This window comes from Pseudomonas bananamidigenes (genome assembly GCF_001679645.1).
Lineage (GTDB): Bacteria > Pseudomonadota > Gammaproteobacteria > Pseudomonadales > Pseudomonadaceae > Aquipseudomonas > Aquipseudomonas bananamidigenes.
On the sequence record NZ_LRUN01000016.1, the window covers coordinates 1 to 18,192 of the forward strand.

The 18,192-nt window shown below is 60.6% G+C and carries 17 protein-coding genes; 15 read left to right on the top strand and 2 right to left on the bottom strand.

The features are described from left to right. Positions 1-557 precede the first annotated feature (557 nt). The 15 genes from BBF94_RS06775 (at position 558) to BBF94_RS06840 (ending at position 17,402) form a co-directional block, all read left to right on the top strand. Positions 558-971 carry an NADH-quinone oxidoreductase subunit A gene (locus BBF94_RS06775; protein ID WP_003223812.1) on the top strand — a complete coding sequence of 138 codons (414 nt, stop codon included), beginning with the start codon at positions 558-560 and terminating at the stop codon, positions 969-971. Positions 972-981: 10 nt separating this feature from the next. Beyond that, positions 982-1,656 carry a NuoB/complex I 20 kDa subunit family protein gene (locus BBF94_RS06780; protein WP_007951456.1) on the top strand — a complete coding sequence of 225 codons (675 nt, stop codon included), beginning with the start codon at positions 982-984 and terminating at the stop codon, positions 1,654-1,656. Between the two features lie 70 nt (positions 1,657-1,726). Beyond that, entirely contained in the window at positions 1,727-3,511 is a 1,785-nt protein-coding gene (gene nuoC / locus BBF94_RS06785; RefSeq protein ID WP_065258319.1) for an NADH-quinone oxidoreductase subunit C/D, read from the top strand. 2 nt (positions 3,512-3,513) lie between these two features. After that, a complete protein-coding gene (gene nuoE / locus BBF94_RS06790) occupies positions 3,514-4,011 on the top strand; it encodes an NADH-quinone oxidoreductase subunit NuoE (RefSeq protein WP_003223804.1) in 498 nt (165 codons plus the stop codon). Further along, positions 4,008-5,360 carry an NADH-quinone oxidoreductase subunit NuoF gene (nuoF, locus tag BBF94_RS06795; protein ID WP_065258278.1) on the top strand — a complete coding sequence of 451 codons (1,353 nt, stop codon included), beginning with the start codon at positions 4,008-4,010 and terminating at the stop codon, positions 5,358-5,360. Before nuoE ends, nuoF begins: the two co-directional genes overlap by 4 nt. A 137-nt stretch (positions 5,361-5,497) precedes the next feature. Then, complete coding sequence (gene nuoG, locus BBF94_RS06800) at positions 5,498-8,212, top strand: NADH-quinone oxidoreductase subunit NuoG (RefSeq protein WP_065258279.1); 2,715 nt, start codon at positions 5,498-5,500, stop codon at positions 8,210-8,212. After that, the gene (nuoH, locus tag BBF94_RS06805) at positions 8,209-9,216 is read left to right on the top strand and encodes an NADH-quinone oxidoreductase subunit NuoH (protein ID WP_065258280.1); all 1,008 of its coding nucleotides are present in this window, start codon (positions 8,209-8,211) and stop codon (positions 9,214-9,216) included. Before nuoG ends, nuoH begins: the two co-directional genes overlap by 4 nt. 11 nt (positions 9,217-9,227) lie before the next feature. Further along, entirely contained in the window at positions 9,228-9,776 is a 549-nt protein-coding gene (nuoI, locus tag BBF94_RS06810; RefSeq protein ID WP_065258281.1) for an NADH-quinone oxidoreductase subunit NuoI, read from the top strand. A gap of 9 nt (positions 9,777-9,785) precedes the next feature. Then, positions 9,786-10,286: an NADH-quinone oxidoreductase subunit J gene (nuoJ, locus tag BBF94_RS06815; RefSeq protein ID WP_065258282.1), complete on the top strand. Its 501-nt coding sequence runs from the start codon at positions 9,786-9,788 to the stop codon at positions 10,284-10,286. Positions 10,287-10,289: 3 nt separating this feature from the next. After that, positions 10,290-10,598, top strand: coding sequence for an NADH-quinone oxidoreductase subunit NuoK (nuoK, locus tag BBF94_RS06820; RefSeq protein WP_003180046.1), 309 nt, complete (start codon positions 10,290-10,292; stop codon positions 10,596-10,598). Beyond that, a complete protein-coding gene (nuoL, locus tag BBF94_RS06825) occupies positions 10,595-12,448 on the top strand; it encodes an NADH-quinone oxidoreductase subunit L (protein WP_065258283.1) in 1,854 nt (617 codons plus the stop codon). The genes nuoK and nuoL overlap by 4 nt, the downstream gene beginning before the upstream one ends. Positions 12,449-12,487: 39 nt before the next feature. After that, complete coding sequence (nuoM, locus tag BBF94_RS06830) at positions 12,488-14,020, top strand: NADH-quinone oxidoreductase subunit M (protein ID WP_065258284.1); 1,533 nt, start codon at positions 12,488-12,490, stop codon at positions 14,018-14,020. A 7-nt stretch (positions 14,021-14,027) separates the two neighbouring features. Beyond that, positions 14,028-15,491 (top strand): NADH-quinone oxidoreductase subunit NuoN, encoded by a 1,464-nt coding sequence (gene nuoN, locus BBF94_RS06835; protein WP_065258285.1) that lies wholly within the window; start codon positions 14,028-14,030, stop codon positions 15,489-15,491. 188 nt (positions 15,492-15,679) lie between these two features. Next, positions 15,680-15,865, top strand: coding sequence for a hypothetical protein (locus BBF94_RS27055; RefSeq protein WP_082302375.1), 186 nt, complete (start codon positions 15,680-15,682; stop codon positions 15,863-15,865). A gap of 211 nt (positions 15,866-16,076) precedes the next feature. Then, positions 16,077-17,402, top strand: a complete 1,326-nt coding sequence (locus BBF94_RS06840) for an OprD family porin (RefSeq protein ID WP_065258286.1) — start codon at positions 16,077-16,079, stop codon at positions 17,400-17,402. A gap of 147 nt (positions 17,403-17,549) precedes the next feature. Here BBF94_RS06840 and BBF94_RS06845 read toward each other — a convergent pair whose 3' ends face one another. Next, on the bottom strand, positions 17,550-17,882 hold the full coding sequence (locus tag BBF94_RS06845) for a DUF2790 domain-containing protein (protein WP_065258320.1): 333 nt from the start codon (positions 17,880-17,882) through the stop codon (positions 17,550-17,552). Positions 17,883-17,961: 79 nt separating this feature from the next. Continuing rightward, positions 17,962-18,162 (bottom strand): co-regulatory protein PtrA N-terminal domain-containing protein, encoded by a 201-nt coding sequence (locus BBF94_RS06850; protein WP_065258287.1) that lies wholly within the window; start codon positions 18,160-18,162, stop codon positions 17,962-17,964. Between the last annotated feature and the right edge of the window lie 30 nt (positions 18,163-18,192).

Below are 18,192 nucleotides of genomic sequence, written 5' to 3' on the forward strand. Positions count from 1 at the left end.
TTTTTTTTGCGTGGTGCGATCTCCGCCCCCTCACAAATCCCTGTGGGAGCGGGCTTGCCCGCGATGGCGCCTGCAGATTCAAGAAATGCGGCGACTGACACACCGCTATCGCGGGCAAGCCCGCTCCCACAGGTTTCTCTTCAGCCCGTTAACAAAAACATTGATCCAGAGCGGTATTCGCATCACAAAAATCGGTTAAAACGGGCGCCGCCGCTACTTGCAGTAACGCGGATATAAGACAACTTCCCGACTGCCCACTCGCTGAACTGTTACAAAACCACTCCAAACGATATCAATTATCATTTAGCAGCAACTATGTTCGTTACATTTCCTACAAAACATAATTCGTGAAATCCCGGCTAATGCCCGCAACGCACGGGCTGCAGGGCCATAGAGGTGCGCTATGTCCTTATTCCAATAAATAATTTTGCTATAGGAATTTTACTTGCAGGGTGTTTAGCCATAAAATCAGCGCGATTGATTGCTGCGACATATCGTCACTGCCATATTTCTTTATCAAGCTCAGAGACCTTTGCTCTCTGTTAAGGATTTCCAGCATGCCCGAAGCGACAGGACTCATGGCCCACAACTGGGGCTTTGCCATTTTCCTTCTGGGTGTAGTCGGCCTGTGTGCCTTCATGCTCGGCGTCTCCAGCCTCCTCGGGTCAAAAGCCTGGGGCCGCAGCAAAAACGAACCGTTCGAGTCCGGCATGCTACCTACCGGTGGCGCCCGCTTGCGGCTCTCAGCCAAATTCTATCTGGTCGCGATGCTGTTCGTGATCTTCGATATCGAAGCCCTCTTTCTCTTTGCATGGTCTGTGTCCGTCCGCGAAAGCGGCTGGACCGGATTCGTCGAAGCTCTCGTTTTCATAGCAATTCTGTTGGCAGGTCTTGTCTACCTGTTCCGAGTGGGCGCCCTTGACTGGGCTCCGGAAGCTCGTCGCAAGCGGCAGGCGAAGCTGAAACAATGAGGCTTTGGCAATGCAATACAATCTCACCAGAATCGACCCTGATGCTCCTAACGAGCAATATCCGATCGGCCAGCGGGAAACCGTTTCCGATCCGTTAGAGGATCAAGTCCACAAAAACATTTTCATGGGCAAGCTGGAAGACGTGCTGAGTGGCGCGGTCAACTGGGGACGCAAGAACTCCCTGTGGCCGTACAACTTCGGTCTTTCGTGCTGCTACGTGGAAATGACCACCGCCTTCACGGCGCCCCACGACATCGCGCGCTTCGGCGCCGAAGTTATCCGGGCCTCACCGCGTCAGGCCGACTTCATGGTTATCGCCGGGACCTGCTTCATCAAGATGGCGCCGATCATCCAGCGTCTCTACGAGCAGATGCTCGAACCGAAATGGGTTATCTCCATGGGTTCGTGCGCCAACTCCGGCGGCATGTACGACATCTACTCCGTGGTTCAAGGGGTGGACAAGTTCCTGCCCGTTGACGTCTACGTACCTGGCTGCCCGCCCCGTCCGGAAGCATTCCTGCAAGGCCTGATGCTGCTGCAGGAGTCGATTGGCCAGGAGCGTCGCCCACTTTCCTGGGTCGTTGGCGATCAAGGCGTTTATCGCGCCGACATGCCTTCGCAGAAGGAACAGCGCCGCGAACAGCGAATCGCAGTCACCAATCTGCGTAGCCCTGACGAAGTCTGATCCAGATCTGTTTCAAAGAAACGAGAAGCTGGCTTCATTCTTTACGTTGACCGAAAGCGAAAAAATAACCATGACTACAGGCAGTGCTCTGTACATCCCGCCTTACAAGGCAGACGACCAGGATGTGGTCGTCGAACTGAACAACCGTTTTGGCGCTGAAGCGTTCACCGCTCAGCCGACCCGCACCGGCATGCCGGTGCTGTGGGTGGCTCGCGCCAAGCTCGTCGAAGTCCTGACCTTCCTGCGCAACCTGCCCAAGCCGTACGTCATGCTCTATGACCTGCACGGCGTGGACGAGCGCCTGCGTACCAAGCGTCAGGGGCTGCCAGGCGGCGCCGACTTCACCGTGTTCTATCACCTCATGTCGCTGGAACGTAATAGTGACGTGATGATCAAGGTCGCCTTGTCCGAGAGCGACCTCAGCTTGCCGACCGTCACCAGCATCTGGCCGAACGCCAACTGGTACGAGCGTGAAGTCTGGGACATGTACGGCATCGACTTCAAAGGCCACCCTCACCTGTCGCGCATCATGATGCCGCCGACCTGGGAAGGTCACCCGCTGCGCAAGGACTTCCCGGCGCGCGCCACCGAGTTCGATCCGTTCAGCCTGAACCTGGCCAAGCAACAGCTCGAGGAAGAAGCCGCACGCTTCCGTCCTGAAGACTGGGGCATGAAGCGTTCCGGCCCGAACGAGGACTACATGTTCCTCAACCTGGGTCCGAACCACCCTTCGGCTCACGGTGCATTCCGTATCATCCTGCAACTGGACGGTGAAGAGATCGTCGATTGCGTTCCGGACATCGGCTACCACCACCGTGGTGCCGAGAAGATGGCCGAGCGTCAGTCCTGGCACAGTTTCATTCCGTACACCGACCGTATCGACTACCTCGGCGGCGTGATGAACAACCTGCCGTACGTGCTCTCGGTCGAGAAGCTCGCCGGCATCAAGGTGCCTGAAAAGGTCGACGTCATCCGCATCATGATGGCCGAGTTCTTCCGGATCACCAGCCACCTGCTGTTCCTGGGTACCTACATCCAGGACGTCGGCGCCATGACCCCGGTGTTCTTCACCTTCACTGACCGCCAGAAGGCGTACACGGTGATCGAAGCCATCACCGGTTTCCGTCTGCACCCGGCCTGGTACCGCATCGGCGGTGTCGCCCACGACCTGCCACGCGGCTGGGACAAACTGGTGAAAGACTTCGTCGAATGGCTGCCCAAGCGCCTCGACGAGTACACCAAGGCGGCCCTGCAGAACAGCATCCTCAGGGGTCGTACCCTCGGCGTGGCCCAGTACAACACCAAGGAAGCCCTGGAATGGGGCGTCACCGGTGCCGGCCTGCGCTCCACCGGTTGCGACTTCGACCTGCGTAAGGCACGTCCATACTCCGGCTACGAGAACTTCGAGTTCGAAGTGCCGCTGGCCGCCAACGGCGATGCCTACGACCGCTGCATGGTTCGCGTCGAAGAGATGCGCCAGAGCGTCAGGATCATCGAGCAATGCCTGCGCAACATGCCGGAAGGCCCGTACAAGGCGGATCACCCGCTGACCACGCCGCCGCCGAAAGAGCGCACGCTGCAGCACATCGAAACCCTGATCACGCACTTCCTGCAGGTTTCGTGGGGCCCGGTCATGCCGGCCAACGAATCCTTCCAGATGATCGAAGCGACCAAGGGCATCAACAGTTATTACCTGACGAGCGACGGCGGCACCATGAGCTACCGTACCCGGATCCGTACTCCGAGCTTCGCCCACCTGCAGCAGATCCCTTCGGTGATCAAAGGCAGCATGGTCGCGGACCTGATTGCGTACCTGGGTAGTATCGACTTCGTTATGGCCGACGTGGACCGCTAAGCATGAACAGCACGCTTATCCAGACAGACCGTTTCACCCTCAGTGAAACCGAGCGCTCGGCCATCGAGCACGAGCTGCATCACTACGAAGACCCGCGCGCGGCGTCGATCGAAGCCCTGAAGATCGTTCAGAAAGAACGCGGCTGGGTGCCGGACGGTGCCCTGTACGCCATCGGCGAAATCCTCGGCATTCCGGCCAGCGACGTAGAAGGCGTGGCCACGTTCTACAGCCAGATCTTCCGTCAGCCGGTCGGCCGTCACATCATTCGCGTCTGCGACAGCATGGTCTGCTACATCGGCGGCCACGAGTCGGTGGTCAGCGAAATCCAGAACAACCTGGGTATCGGCCTCGGCCAGACCACCGCCGACGGTCGTTTCACCCTGCTGCCGGTCTGCTGCCTCGGCAACTGCGACAAGGCCCCGGCGCTGATGATCGATGACGACACCTTTGGCGATGTCCAGCCTGCCGGCGTCGCCAAACTGCTCGAGGGCTACGTATGACCCTGACTTCTTTCGGTCCTGCCAACCGCATCCAGCGTTCGGCCGAGACTCACCCGCTGACCTGGCGCCTGCGTGACGACGGCGAAGCCGTATGGCTCGACGAGTACCAGGCCAAGAACGGTTACGCCGCTGCACGCAAGGCCTTCGCCGACATGGGGCCGGACGACATCGTCCAGACCGTGAAGGACGCCGGTCTCAAGGGCCGCGGCGGTGCAGGCTTCCCCACTGGCGTGAAATGGGGCCTGATGCCAAAGGACGAATCCATCAACATCCGCTACCTGCTGTGCAACGCGGATGAGATGGAGCCGAACACCTGGAAAGACCGCATGCTGATGGAGCAACTGCCCCATCTGCTGATCGAAGGCATGCTGATCAGCGCCCGCGCGCTGAAAACCTACCGTGGCTATATCTTCCTGCGTGGCGAGTACACCACCGCCGCGAAGCACCTCAACCGTGCCGTGGAAGAAGCCAAGGCAGCCGGCCTGCTGGGCAAGAACATCCTGGGCAGCGGCTTCGATTTCGAGCTGTTCGTCCACACCGGTGCCGGGCGTTACATCTGCGGTGAAGAAACCGCATTGATCAACTCCCTCGAAGGCCGCCGCGCCAACCCGCGCTCCAAGCCGCCCTTCCCTGCCGCCGTTGGCGTGTGGGGCAAGCCGACCTGCGTGAACAACGTCGAAACCCTGTGCAACGTGCCGGCGATCATCGCCGACGGCGTGGACTGGTACAAATCGCTGGCCCGCGACGGCAGCGAAGACATGGGCACCAAGCTCATGGGCTTCTCCGGCAAGGTCAAGAATCCGGGCCTGTGGGAGCTGCCATTCGGCGTGACCGCCCGCGAGCTGTTCGAAGACTACGCCGGCGGCATGCGCGACGGTTACAAGCTCAAGGCCTGGCAGCCAGGCGGCGCCGGTACCGGTTTCCTGTTGCCGGAACACCTCGATGCACAGATGTACGCCGGCGGCATCGCCAAGGTGGGCACCCGTATGGGGACCGGCCTGGCCATGGCGGTGGACGACAGCGTCAACATGGTGTCCCTGCTGCGCAACATGGAGCAGTTCTTCGCCCGCGAATCCTGCGGTTTCTGCACCCCTTGCCGTGACGGCCTGCCATGGAGCGTGAAGCTGCTGATGGCCATCGAACAAGGCAAGGGCCAGCCGGGCGACATCGAGACCCTGCTGGGTCTGGTCGGTTTCCTCGGCCCGGGCAAGACCTTCTGTGCTCACGCACCGGGTGCCGTGGAGCCGCTGGGCAGCGCCATCAAATATTTCCGTCCAGAGTTCGAAGCCGGTATCGCGCCTGCAAGCGCCGTCCCGCCTCTGGCAAGGCCGATCACCATCGGCGCGTAAACGCTTAAAAAAGGCGAAGGGTCCGTGCCCTTCGCCTTTCGTCCGATGACGCCTTTCGGGGCTGACTGGATTCGGACGGATAACAAGATTCCATTAGCCACGCCCGCTGACACCGGGCCAACGAAGAACTTTGAACCATGGCCACTATCCACGTAGACGGCAAAGCGCTCGAAGTCGACGGGGCAGACAACCTGTTACAGGCATGTCTGTCGCTGGGCCTCGACATCCCTTATTTCTGCTGGCACCCCGCGCTTGGTAGCGTCGGGGCCTGCCGCCAGTGCGCGGTCAAGCAGTACACCGACGAGAACGACACCCGTGGTCGCATCGTCATGTCGTGCATGACCCCGGCCACCGACAACACCTGGATCTCCATCGACGATGAAGAATCCAAGGCGTTCCGCGCCAGTGTCGTCGAATGGCTGATGACCAACCACCCGCACGACTGCCCGGTCTGCGAGGAAGGCGGTCACTGCCACCTGCAAGACATGACCGTGATGACCGGCCACAACGAGCGCCGTTATCGCTTCACCAAGCGCACCCACCAGAACCAGGATCTGGGCCCGTTCATTTCCCACGAAATGAACCGCTGCATCGCCTGCTACCGCTGCGTGCGTTTCTACAAGGACTACGCCGGCGGCACCGACCTCGGTGTGTACGGCGCCCACGACAACGTGTACTTCGGTCGCGTTGAAGACGGCACCCTGGAAAGCGAGTTCTCCGGCAACCTCACCGAGGTCTGCCCGACCGGTGTGTTCACCGACAAGACTCACTCCGAGCGCTACAACCGCAAGTGGGACATGCAGTTCTCGCCGAGCATCTGCCATGGCTGCTCCAGCGGTTGCAACATCTCCCCGGGCGAGCGTTACGGCGAACTGCGTCGTATCGAAAACCGTTACAACGGTTCGGTGAACCAGTACTTCCTGTGCGACCGTGGCCGTTTCGGTTACGGCTACGTCAACCGCACCGACCGTCCACGTCAGCCGCTGCTGGCCGACGGCACCAAGCTTGGGCTGGACGCTGCGCTGGACAAGGCCGCCGACCTGCTGCGCGGTCGCAACATCGTCGGTATCGGTTCGCCCCGTGCCAGCCTGGAAAGCAACTACGCGTTGCGTGAACTGGTGGGCGCCGAGCACTTCTACTCCGGTATCGAAGCCGCCGAGCTGGAACGCATCCGTCTGGTCCTGCAAGTGCTCAAAGACAGCCCGCTGCCAGTACCGACCATGCGCGACATCGAAGACCACGACGCGGTGTTCGTCCTCGGTGAAGACCTGACCCAGACCGCCGCACGTATGGCTCTGGCCCTGCGTCAGTCGGTAAAAGGCAAGGCCGAAGACATGGCCGAAGCCATGCGCGTTCAGCCGTGGCTCGACGCCGCGGTGAAGAACATCGGTCAGCACGAACTGAACCCGCTGTTCATCGCCAGCCTGGCTGAAACCAAGCTCGACGACATCGCCGAGGAGTGTGTACACGCCGCTCCTGACGATCTGGCCCGCATCGGTTTCGCCGTGGCTCACGCCCTGGACGCCAGCGCACCGGCCGTCGAAGGTCTGGACGCCGAAGCCCTGGAACTGGCCAAGCGCATCGCCGACGCTCTGCTCGCCGCCAAGCGCCCGCTGATCATCGCCGGTACTTCGCTGGGCTCCAAAGCCCTGATCGAAGCGGCTGCGAACATCGCCAAGGCCCTGAAGCTGCGCGAGAAGAACGGTTCGATCAGCCTGATCGTGCCGGAAGCCAACAGCCTCGGCCTGGCCATGCTCGGTGGCGAATCGGTCGATGCCGCGCTGCAAGCCATCATCGATGGCAAGGCCGACGCCATCGTCGTGCTGGAGAACGATCTGTACACCCGCACCGCCAAGGCCAAGGTCGATGCGGCACTGAACGCTGCGAAAGTGGTGATCGTTGCCGACCACCAGAAGACCGCCACCAGCGACCGCGCGCACCTGGTTCTGCCAGCCGCCAGCTTCGCTGAAGGCGACGGTACGCTGGTCAGCCAGGAAGGCCGCGCCCAGCGCTTCTTCCAGGTTTTCGACCCGCAATACATGGACGCGAGCATTCTGGTCCACGAAGGCTGGCGCTGGCTGCACGCCCTGCGCGCCACCCTGCTGAACCAGCCGGTCGACTGGACGCAACTCGACCACGTCACCGCTGCCGTGGCCTCGAGCACCGCGCAACTGGCCGGCATCGTCGACGCCGCCCCTTCCGCCGCGTTCCGCATCAAGGGTCTGAAACTGGCCCGTGAACCGCTGCGCTACTCGGGCCGCACCGCAATGCGTGCCAACATCAGCGTTCACGAACCGCGCACCCCGCAAGACAAGGACACCGCGTTCGCCTTCTCGATGGAAGGTTACTCGGGCTCCGCCGAACCGCGTCAGCAGGTACCGTTCGCCTGGTCGCCGGGCTGGAACTCGCCGCAAGCCTGGAACAAGTTCCAGGACGAAGTCGGTGGTCACCTGCGCGCTGGCGATCCGGGCACCCGCCTGATCGAAAGCAGCGGCGATTCGCTGAACTGGTTCGCTGCGGCTCCACGCCCGTTCAACCCGGCGCCGGGCACCTGGCAAGCCGTGCCGTTCTTCCACCTGTTCGGCAGCGAAGAGAACTCTTCGAAAGCCGCTCCGGTTCAGGAACGCATTCCGGCTGCCTACGTTGCACTGGCCAAGTCCGAAGCCGACCGCCTGGGCGTCAACGACGGTGCGATGCTGAGCCTCAACGTTGCCGGCCAGACTCTGCGTCTGCCGCTGCGCATCAATGAAGAGCTGGGCGCAGGTCTGGTGGCACTGCCTGCGGGCATCGCCGGCATTCCACCGGCATTCGCCGGCCTATCCGTTGAGGGTCTGCAGGAGGCAGCGCAATGACCTGGTTCACCCCTGAAGTGATCGATGTGATCCTGACGGTCATCAAAGCCATCGTGATCCTGCTGGCCGTCGTGGTCTGCGGCGCATTGCTCAGCTTTGTCGAACGTCGCCTGCTGGGCTGGTGGCAGGACCGTTACGGTCCGAACCGCGTCGGCCCGTTCGGCATGTTCCAGATCGCTGCCGACATGCTGAAGATGTTCTTCAAGGAAGACTGGACCCCGCCGTTTGCCGACAAGGTGATCTTCACCCTGGCACCGGTGGTGGCCATGTCCGCCCTGCTGATCGCGTTCGCGATCATCCCTATCACCCCGACCTGGGGCGTGGCGGACCTGAACATCGGCCTGCTGTTCTTCTTCGCCATGGCTGGCCTGTCGGTCTACGCGGTGCTGTTCGCCGGCTGGTCGAGCAACAACAAGTTCGCCCTGCTGGGCAGCTTGCGTGCCTCGGCGCAGACCGTGTCCTACGAAGTGTTCATGGGCCTGGCCCTGATGGGCATCGTGGTGCAGGTCGGTTCGTTCAACATGCGTGACATCGTCGAGTACCAGGCGCAGAACCTGTGGTTCATCATTCCGCAGTTCTTCGGCTTCTGTACCTTCTTCATCGCTGGCGTGGCCGTGACTCACCGTCACCCGTTCGACCAGCCGGAAGCGGAACAGGAACTGGCCGACGGTTACCACATTGAATACGCCGGCATGAAATGGGGCATGTTCTTCGTCGGTGAATACATCGGCATCATCCTGATCTCGGCGCTGCTGGTCACCCTGTTCTTCGGTGGCTGGCACGGTCCGTTCGGCATCCTGCCGCAACTGTCCTTCGTCTGGTTCGCACTGAAGACCGCGTTCTTCATCATGCTGTTCATCCTGCTGCGCGCTTCCATCCCGCGTCCGCGTTATGACCAGGTGATGGATTTCAGCTGGAAATTCTGCCTGCCACTGACCCTGATCAATTTGCTGGTGACCGCTGCAATCGTGTTGTGGAACACGCCTGCGGTTGCGGTTCAGTGAGGATTTGACCCATGTTCAAATATATTGGCGACATCATTAAGGGTACCGGTACCCAGTTGCGCAGCCTGGTCATGATCTTCGGTCATGGTTTTCGCAAGCGCGACACCCTGCAATACCCGGAAGAGCCGGTCTACCTGGCGCCACGCTACCGTGGCCGCATCGTCCTGACCCGCGACCCCGATGGCGAAGAACGCTGCGTAGCCTGCAACCTGTGCGCCGTGGCGTGCCCGGTGGGTTGCATCTCGCTGCAGAAAGCTGAAACCGAAGACGGTCGCTGGTACCCGGACTTCTTCCGTATCAACTTCTCGCGCTGCATTTTCTGCGGTCTCTGCGAGGAAGCCTGCCCGACCACCGCGATCCAGCTGACTCCGGATTTCGAGATGGCCGAGTTCAAACGTCAGGACCTGGTGTACGAGAAAGAAGATCTGCTGATCTCCGGCCCCGGCAAAAACCCTGATTACAACTTCTATCGTGTTGCAGGTATGGCCGTTGCGGGCAAGCCGAAAGGCGCCGCACAAAACGAAGCCGAGCCGATCAACGTGAAGAGCTTGCTGCCTTAAGGAAGAACGATGGAATTCGCTTTCTATTTCGCATCGGGTATCGCTGTTGTGTCCACACTGCGTGTGGTCACCAACACCAATCCTGTGCACGCCCTGCTCTACCTGATCATTTCGCTGATCTCCGTGGCCATGACCTTCTTCGCCCTCGGCGCACCGTTTGCCGGCGTGCTGGAAGTGATCGCCTACGCCGGCGCCATCATGGTGCTGTTCGTGTTCGTGGTGATGATGCTGAACCTTGGCCCGGCCTCGGTTCAGCAGGAACGCAGCTGGCTCAAGCCCGGCATCTGGGCGGGGCCGGTGATTCTCGCCGCCCTGCTGCTGGCCGAACTGTTGTATGTGCTGTTCGCTCACCAGAGCGGTCAGGCCATCGGTCAAACCACCGTGGACGCGAAAGCCGTGGGCATCAGCCTGTTCGGTCCGTACCTGCTGGTGGTCGAACTCGCCTCGATGCTGCTGCTCGCTGCAGCCGTCACGGCGTTCCATTTGGGCCGTAACGAGGCGAAGGAGTAAGACATGCCTGCTATCCCTCTCGAGCATGGACTGGCGGTTGCCGGCATCCTGTTCTGCCTTGGTCTGGTCGGCCTGATGGTCCGCCGCAACATTTTGTTCGTGTTGATGAGTCTGGAAGTGATGATGAACGCCTCTGCACTGGCCTTCATCGTTGCGGGCGCCCGCTGGGCGCAACCGGATGGACAGATCATGTTCATCCTGGTGATCAGCCTGGCAGCCGCCGAAGCCAGTATTGGCCTGGCGATCCTGCTGCAACTGTATCGCCGCTTCCACACGCTCGATATCGACGCTGCCAGTGAGATGCGCGGATGAACCTACTCTTTCTGACTTTCGTATTCCCCCTGATCGGGTTCCTGTTGCTGTCGTTCTCCCGCGGCCGCCTCTCGGAAAACCTGTCGGCGCTGATCGGTGTCGGCTCCATCGGCCTGTCCGCCATCGTCGCGGCCTACGTGATCTGGCAGTTCAACGTCGCTCCACCTGAAGGTGGCGTGTACGTGCATGTGCTGTGGACGTGGATCTCGGTGGAAGGCTTCCAGCCGAACTTCGCCCTGTACCTGGACGGTCTGTCCGTAACCATGCTGGGTGTGGTGGTCGGCGTGGGTTTCCTGATCCACCTGTTCGCCTCCTGGTACATGCGCGGTGAAGCCGGTTACTCGCGCTTCTTCGCCTACACCAACCTGTTCATCGCCAGCATGCTGTTCCTGGTGCTGGGCGACAACCTGCTGTTCATCTACTTCGGTTGGGAAGGCGTGGGCCTGTGCTCGTACCTGTTGATCGGTTTCTACTACAGCAACCGCAACAACGGTAACGCCGCACTGAAAGCCTTCATCGTCACCCGTATCGGCGACGTGTTCATGGCGATCGGCCTGTTCATCCTGTTCCAGCAACTGGGCACGCTGAACGTCCAGGAACTGCTGGTGAAGGCGCCTGAGCACTTCAAGGTCGGCGATTTCTGGATCGTGCTGGCCACCCTGATGCTGCTGGGCGGTGCGGTGGGTAAATCGGCACAACTGCCGCTGCAGACCTGGCTTGCGGACGCGATGGCCGGCCCTACCCCGGTTTCGGCACTGATCCACGCTGCAACCATGGTGACCGCCGGTGTCTACCTGATCGCCCGTACCCACGGTCTGTTCGCCCTGGCGCCGGACATCCTGCATCTCGTGGGAATCGTCGGTGGTGTGACGTTGGTTCTGGCAGGTTTCGCGGCACTGGTGCAAACCGACATCAAACGTATCCTCGCCTACTCGACCATGAGCCAGATCGGCTACATGTTCCTGGCGCTGGGCGTTGGCGCCTGGGAAGGCGCGATTTTCCACCTGATGACCCACGCCTTCTTCAAGGCCCTGCTGTTCCTTGCTTCCGGTGCGGTGATCGTTGCCTGCCACCACGAGCAGAACATCTTCAAGATGGGCGGCCTGTGGAAGAAACTGCCGCTGGCCTACGCCAGCTTCATCGTCGGTGGTGCCGCCCTGGCTGCCCTGCCGCTGGTGACCGCAGGTTTCTACTCCAAGGACGAAATCCTCTGGGAAGCGTTCGCCAGCGGCCACAACGGTCTGTTGTACGCCGGTCTGGTCGGTGCGTTCATGACCTCGCTGTACACCTTCCGCCTGATCTTCATCGCGTTCCACGGTGAAGCCAAGACCGAAGCTCACGCCGGTCACGGTATCGCTCACTGGCTGCCACTGTCGGTGCTGATCGTGCTGTCGACTTTCGTCGGCGCCATGATCGTTCCACCGCTGCACGGCGTACTGCCTGAGAGCGTCGGCCATGCCGGCGGTGAAGCCAAGCACAGCCTGGAAATCGCCTCGGGCGCCATCGCCCTGGCCGGTATCCTGCTGGCGGCCCTGCTGTTCCTCGGCAAGCGTCGTTTCGTGACCGCGATCGCCAACAGCGGCATCGGCCGTCTCCTTTCGGCCTGGTGGTTCGCTGCCTGGGGCTTCGACTGGATCTACGACAAACTGTTCGTCAAGCCGTACCTTGCGATCAGCCACATCCTGCGCAAAGACCCGCTCGACCAGACCATCGGTCTGATCCCGCGCATGGCCAAGGGCGGTCACACCGCCCTGAGCCGTACCGAGACCGGTCAACTGCGTTGGTACGCCGCCTCGATGGCTGCCGGTGCCGTGCTGGTCATCGGCGCTGTCGTGCTGGTAGCGGTCTGATATGAACCTTGCGAATTTGCGAAAGGAAACGAACCCGTCATGATTCTGCCTTGGCTAATCCTGATCCCCTTCATCGGCGGCCTGCTGTGCTGGCTGGGTGAGCGCTTCGGCGCCACCCTCCCCCGCTGGATTGCGCTGATCACCATGTCCCTGCTGCTCGCCCTCGGCCTCTGGCTGTGGGCTCACGGCGACTACTCCCTTGCGCCGAAGCCCGGCGCCGACCCGACCTGGGCGCTTGAGTTCAAGCATGTCTGGATCCAGCGTTTCGGCATCAACGTGCACCTGGCCCTCGATGGTCTGTCGCTGCTGATGATCCTGCTGACCGGCCTGCTGGGTGTCCTGTCGGTACTCTGCTCGTGGAAAGAGATCCAGCGTCACGTCGGTTTCTTCCACCTGAACCTGATGTGGATCCTGGGCGGTGTCGTCGGCGTGTTCCTCGCCCTCGACCTGTTCATGTTCTTCTTCTTCTGGGAAATGATGCTGGTGCCGATGTACTTCCTCATCGCGCTCTGGGGTCACAGTTCTTCGGACGGCAAGAAGACCCGGATCTACGCGGCGACCAAGTTCTTCATCTTCACTCAGGCTTCCGGCCTGATCATGCTGGTGGCGATCCTCGGTCTGGTCCTGGTCAACTACAACAGCACCGGCGTGATCACCTTCAACTACGCCGACCTGTTGAAGACCAAGATGTCGATGACCACCGAGTACATCCTGATGCTCGGCTTCTTCATCGCCTTCGCGGTCAAGCTGCCGGTGGTTCCGTTCCACTCCTGGCTGCCTGACGCTCACGCCCAGGCACCGACTGCAGGTTCCGTCGACCTCGCCGGTATCCTGCTGAAAACTGCGGCCTACGGTCTGCTGCGTTTCGCCCTGCCGCTGTTCCCGAACGCCTCGGCCGAGTTCGCGCCGATCGCCATGACCCTCGGTCTGATCGGGATCTTCTACGGTGCGTTCCTGGCGTTCGCCCAAACCGACATCAAGCGTCTGATCGCCTTCTCGTCCGTTTCCCACATGGGCTTCGTACTGATCGGCATCTACTCCGGCAGCCAGCTGGCGCTGCAAGGCGCCGTGGTCCAGATGCTGGCCCACGGTCTGTCGGCCGCGGCACTGTTTATCCTGAGCGGTCAGCTGTACGAGCGCCTGCACACTCGTGACATGCGTGAGATGGGCGGTCTGTGGTCGCGTATCGCTTACCTGCCGGCAATCAGCCTGTTCTTCGCAGCCGCTTCGCTGGGTCTGCCGGGCACCGGTAACTTCGTCGGCGAGTTCCTGATCCTGATCGGCACCTTCGCCAGCGCGCCATGGATCACCGCGATTGCCACCTCCGGTCTGGTGTTCGGTTCGGTCTACTCGCTGATCATGATCCACCGCGCCTACTTCGGTCCGTCCAAATCGGATTCGATCCTGCACGGCATGGACGCTCGCGAACTGATCATGGTGCTGGGCCTTGCGGTGCTGCTGATTTACCTCGGCGTCTACCCGCAACCGTTCCTCGACACCTCTGCCGCCACGATGCATGGCGTGCAGCAGTGGCTCGGCACCGCCTTCACTCAACTCGCTTCGGCCCGGTAAGAGCGCTATGGAATTCACGATTCAACACTTTATTGCGCTAGCGCCACTGTTGATCACCAGCCTCACCATTATCGTGGTGATGCTGGCAATCGCCTGGCGCCGCAACCACTCGCAGACCTTCCTGATTTCGGTGGCGGGTCTGAACCTGGCGCTGCTGTCGATCCTGCCGGCCCTGAAAGTCGCACCTCTGGCCGTGACCCCGTTGCTGCAGATCGACACCTTTGCCTGTCTGTACATGGCGCTGATCCTCGTCGCCACCCTCGCCTGCGTCACCCTCGCCCACGCCTACCTTGGCGATGGCGGTTCGGGTTACCCGGGCAATCGTGAAGAACTGTACCTGCTGATCCTGATGGCCGCCGCCGGTGGCCTGGTTCTGGTCAGCGCGCAGCACCTGGCCGGTTTGTTCGTCGGTCTGGAACTGCTGTCGGTGCCGGTCTACGGTCTGGTGGCCTACGCCTTCTTCAACAAGCGTTCGCTGGAAGCCGGCATCAAATACATGGTGCTGTCGGCCGCCGGTTCCGCGTTCCTGCTGTTCGGTATGGCACTGCTGTACGCAGACGCCGGTTCCCTGAGCTTCGTCGGTATCGGTCAGGCGCTGGCCGCGACCGGTCTGCCAAGCTCGCTGGCGCAACTGGGCCTGGGCATGATGCTGATCGGTCTGGCGTTCAAACTGTCGCTGGTACCGTTCCACCTGTGGACGCCGGACGTGTACGAAGGTGCTCCCGCACCGGTGGCCGCGTTCCTGGCCACCGCTTCGAAAGTGGCTGTGTTCGCCGTGATGGTGCGTCTGTTCCAGATCTCCCCTGCCGCCAGCAGTGGTGTTCTGAGCAACGTGCTGACCATCATCGCCATCGCCTCGATCCTGTTCGGTAACCTGCTGGCCCTGACCCAGAGCAACCTCAAGCGTCTGCTCGGTTACTCGTCCATCGCGCACTTCGGCTACCTGCTGATCGCACTGGTGGCGAGCAAGGGTCTGGCGGTGGAAGCCATCGGCGTGTATCTGGTCACCTACGTGATCACCAGCCTCGGCGCCTTCGGCGTGATCACCCTGATGTCCTCGCCATACAACGGTCGCGACGCCGATGCGCTGTACGAGTACCGCGGCCTGTTCTGGCGCCGCCCGTACCTGACCGCCGTACTGACCGTGATGATGCTGTCCCTGGCCGGTATCCCGCTGACTGCGGGCTTCATCGGCAAGTTCTACATCATCGCCACCGGCGTCGAGTCGCACCAATGGTGGCTGGTCGGTTCCCTGGTACTGGGCAGCGCCATCGGCGTGTTCTACTACCTGCGCGTGATGGTCACCCTGTACCTGATCGAACCGAACCTGCGCCGCCACGATGCCCAGTTGCACTGGGAACAAAAGGCAGGCGGCGTGATGCTGCTGGCCATCGCCGTTGTCGCGTTCTTCCTCGGCGTCTACCCGCAACCATTGCTGACCCTGGTTCAGCAGGCGGGTCTGGCGGGCTGATTGCTCTGCTGGAATGGCTGCAAACAGAAACGGCACCTGCGGGTGCCGTTTTTTGTTTGTGGGATATTTATTCCAATGCCCTCCCCTATTTAGGAATTTGCCTTCAATACGATTAGCAACGGCTGACATCACACAGTTGGCCTATGCCGTTAAATTCGAAAGTCGCCCATCAAGTGGAGCCAGGAACCATGAAGCGAGATATTTGTTCAGAGTTGATGAACGGCCTCGAGGCATTAGCCAAAGAACGCAAAGGCAAAGTCACCTTGAAAAAAACGCGCGCCCAACGGATCGGAACCATGAAGGGCAAACTCACACTTCCCAATGACATCGATACCTCTCTGCCAGAGGACGTGCTGGATATCTTCGAAAGGTAGAAACGCACATCGGCATACATGGAACGGTCAGACCCACCCTGTGTGAGTTTCGCCCGCACCCACCTGACAAAATTGTAATCCCCCAATCACCTCCCCGTTATCCGCTGCCTGCAACGATGTCACCCGGCGACCAACCGGCGGGCCCTTGCCCGTCGAACAATATAACCCACGCCGAAGCACGTTCCCGCTCTGCCGAACCCAGGAGTGATTGATGGTTAACAACACAAAAATATCGATGGCCGCTTTAGCAGTGGTCGTCGGCGCCACGCCGTCCACGGTGTTTGCAGAAGAAAACCCCGAAGGATTTATCGAAGGCAGCAGCCTGACGGTTCTCAACCGTAACTTCTATTTCAATCGTGATCACCGCAACGGCCAGTCCAGCCCCACCGGCAATGGTTACTCCGAGGCCTGGGCTCATGCGGTCATCGGCAAGTTCGAATCCGGTTTCACCCAGGGCACCGTCGGGTTCGGGGTGGATGCCTTCGCGATGATCGGCCTGAAACTCGATACCGGTGACGGCCGCAACGGTGGCCGCAGTTCGTTCGATGTGTTGCCGGTCGACAGCGATGGTAAAGCGCGGGACGAATACACCAAGGTCGGTGGTGCGGCCAAAGTGCGGGCCTTCGATACGGTGGTGAAAGTCGGCGATGTGTTCCCGGCCAACCCGATGGTCGCAGCAGGTGATTCGCGCCTGCTGCCGGAAAGCTTTCGTGGTGTGACAGCGACCAATACCAGCATTGAGGGCCTGTCGATCCAGGGGGGACGGTTGCATGCCATGAGCCAGCCGGTGTCCAGCGACATGCGCGAAAACTTCGCGACCTTCTATGCCGGCCCGGTCAACTCGCCCTGGATCGCTTACGGCGGTGGCGATTATGCGGTGAACAAAAACCTCGGTTTCAGCCTCTACACCAGTCGCCTGAAAGATGCCTGGAACCAGTACTACGCCGGCACCGCCTGGACGTATCCGCTGTCGGATGACCTGTCGCTGTTCGGTGGCCTGAACTATTACAAGGCGGTCGATGAAGGCAAACAACTGCTCGGCCGGTTCGACAACAACATCTGGAGCGGTCGGGTAGGCGTGAAGCTCGGCGCCCATTCCGTGGCCCTCTCCCACCAGCGCAACAGCGGTAACGACGATTTCGATTACCTGCGCCAGTCCGACTCGATCTTCCTCGACAACTCGATCCAGTACAGCGACTTCAACTCGCCGAAAGAGCGTTCATGGATGGTGCGCTACGACCTCGACATGACCACTTACGGCGTGCCGGGCCTGTCGTTCATGACCCGTTATGCCCGCGGCACCGACGCCGATTATTCCAACGCCAACGCCGTGTACATGCGCCGCGATGCCGAAGGCAATCCGCTGACCGACCAGAAGCGTTGGGAGCGTGACATCGAAGTCAAATACGTGGTGCAAAGCGGTTCGATGAAAGACCTGTCACTGCGCCTGCGCCAGGCCACCACCCGTGCCACAGCGTTCGAGTCGGATCTGGATGAAGTACGGGTGATTGTCGAATACCCGCTGGCGATTCTCTGAATTTCACGAGCAACACATTCACCTTTAGAAGCGCCTTGCTCCTTTGGTAAGAGGTGAATTTTTTGGCGTCCTTCGGGGCGCCTTTTTTATGCCTGAAAAAAGCCCGGCTCACTGAACATGAACCGGGCGCTTGTGCCGCTACAGGCGCTATCCCCCCTGCTGACGACAGTTACCCATGACGTTGTACGTGACGGTGTTGAGCTGTCCTTTCGAGTCTTCATAAGTCATCGCGGCCGGCACGACGGCGCATTCGTTTTTCGGCCGTACAACACTCACCACTTTCTTCACGTCCAGCTTCATTCCGTACTCGTATTCCTTGACCACCGGCGCCGCCTTGCCCTGGGCCGCCGCGTACTGCTCCATGGCCTTGGCGTTGGCACTGAGCGCCCGGTCGAACGTCCGGTCGCCACCGCCTTCGGCCAACGCATTCAAAGACATGGCCATGACACCGGTGAATGCCAACAGCTTTAGAAGTTTCATATTCATTTCCCTCAAAACACGACTCATAAAAAAGCCCACCATCGATGCGCGATGACGGGCTCATTCACTGGAGGCTCGCTTACAGGTCTTGGGTCTGTTCGGCCTTCTTGTCGTTCACGACGACAGGATTACCAGCCTTTTCCTTGGCAACGAACAGCTCCATGGAGCGGTCGTTGTTGGTCATCATCCGCTCGAAGGTGCGGTCGCCGCCACCTTCAGCCATCGCCAGGGAAGACAACAACAACGCGACGACAAAAGCACCGATCTGTACAGGTTTCATGGTTGATTCCTCATTCAAGTCACTGACGGG

Excerpts from the sequence above, each read along its gene's own strand:
- BBF94_RS06780 (WP_007951456.1), top strand. The coding sequence starts at position 982 with ATGCAATACAATCTCACCAGAATCGACCCTGATGCTCCTAACGAGCAA.
- nuoH (WP_065258280.1), top strand. The coding sequence starts at position 8,209 with ATGACCTGGTTCACCCCTGAAGTGATCGATGTGATCCTGACGGTCATC.
- BBF94_RS06850 (WP_065258287.1), bottom strand. The coding sequence starts at position 18,162 with ATGAAACCTGTACAGATCGGTGCTTTTGTCGTCGCGTTGTTGTTGTCT.
- BBF94_RS27055 (WP_082302375.1), top strand. The coding sequence starts at position 15,680 with ATGAAGCGAGATATTTGTTCAGAGTTGATGAACGGCCTCGAGGCATTA.
- nuoL (WP_065258283.1), top strand. The coding sequence starts at position 10,595 with ATGAACCTACTCTTTCTGACTTTCGTATTCCCCCTGATCGGGTTCCTG.
- nuoM (WP_065258284.1), top strand. The coding sequence starts at position 12,488 with ATGATTCTGCCTTGGCTAATCCTGATCCCCTTCATCGGCGGCCTGCTG.
- nuoN (WP_065258285.1), top strand. The coding sequence starts at position 14,028 with ATGGAATTCACGATTCAACACTTTATTGCGCTAGCGCCACTGTTGATC.
- BBF94_RS06845 (WP_065258320.1), bottom strand. The coding sequence starts at position 17,882 with ATGAAACTTCTAAAGCTGTTGGCATTCACCGGTGTCATGGCCATGTCT.
- nuoE (WP_003223804.1), top strand. The coding sequence starts at position 3,514 with ATGAACAGCACGCTTATCCAGACAGACCGTTTCACCCTCAGTGAAACC.
- nuoJ (WP_065258282.1), top strand. The coding sequence starts at position 9,786 with ATGGAATTCGCTTTCTATTTCGCATCGGGTATCGCTGTTGTGTCCACA.
- nuoF (WP_065258278.1), top strand. The coding sequence starts at position 4,008 with ATGACCCTGACTTCTTTCGGTCCTGCCAACCGCATCCAGCGTTCGGCC.
- BBF94_RS06775 (WP_003223812.1), top strand. The coding sequence starts at position 558 with ATGCCCGAAGCGACAGGACTCATGGCCCACAACTGGGGCTTTGCCATT.
- nuoC (WP_065258319.1), top strand. The coding sequence starts at position 1,727 with ATGACTACAGGCAGTGCTCTGTACATCCCGCCTTACAAGGCAGACGAC.
- nuoI (WP_065258281.1), top strand. The coding sequence starts at position 9,228 with ATGTTCAAATATATTGGCGACATCATTAAGGGTACCGGTACCCAGTTG.
- nuoK (WP_003180046.1), top strand. The coding sequence starts at position 10,290 with ATGCCTGCTATCCCTCTCGAGCATGGACTGGCGGTTGCCGGCATCCTG.
- nuoG (WP_065258279.1), top strand. The coding sequence starts at position 5,498 with ATGGCCACTATCCACGTAGACGGCAAAGCGCTCGAAGTCGACGGGGCA.
- BBF94_RS06840 (WP_065258286.1), top strand. The coding sequence starts at position 16,077 with ATGGTTAACAACACAAAAATATCGATGGCCGCTTTAGCAGTGGTCGTC.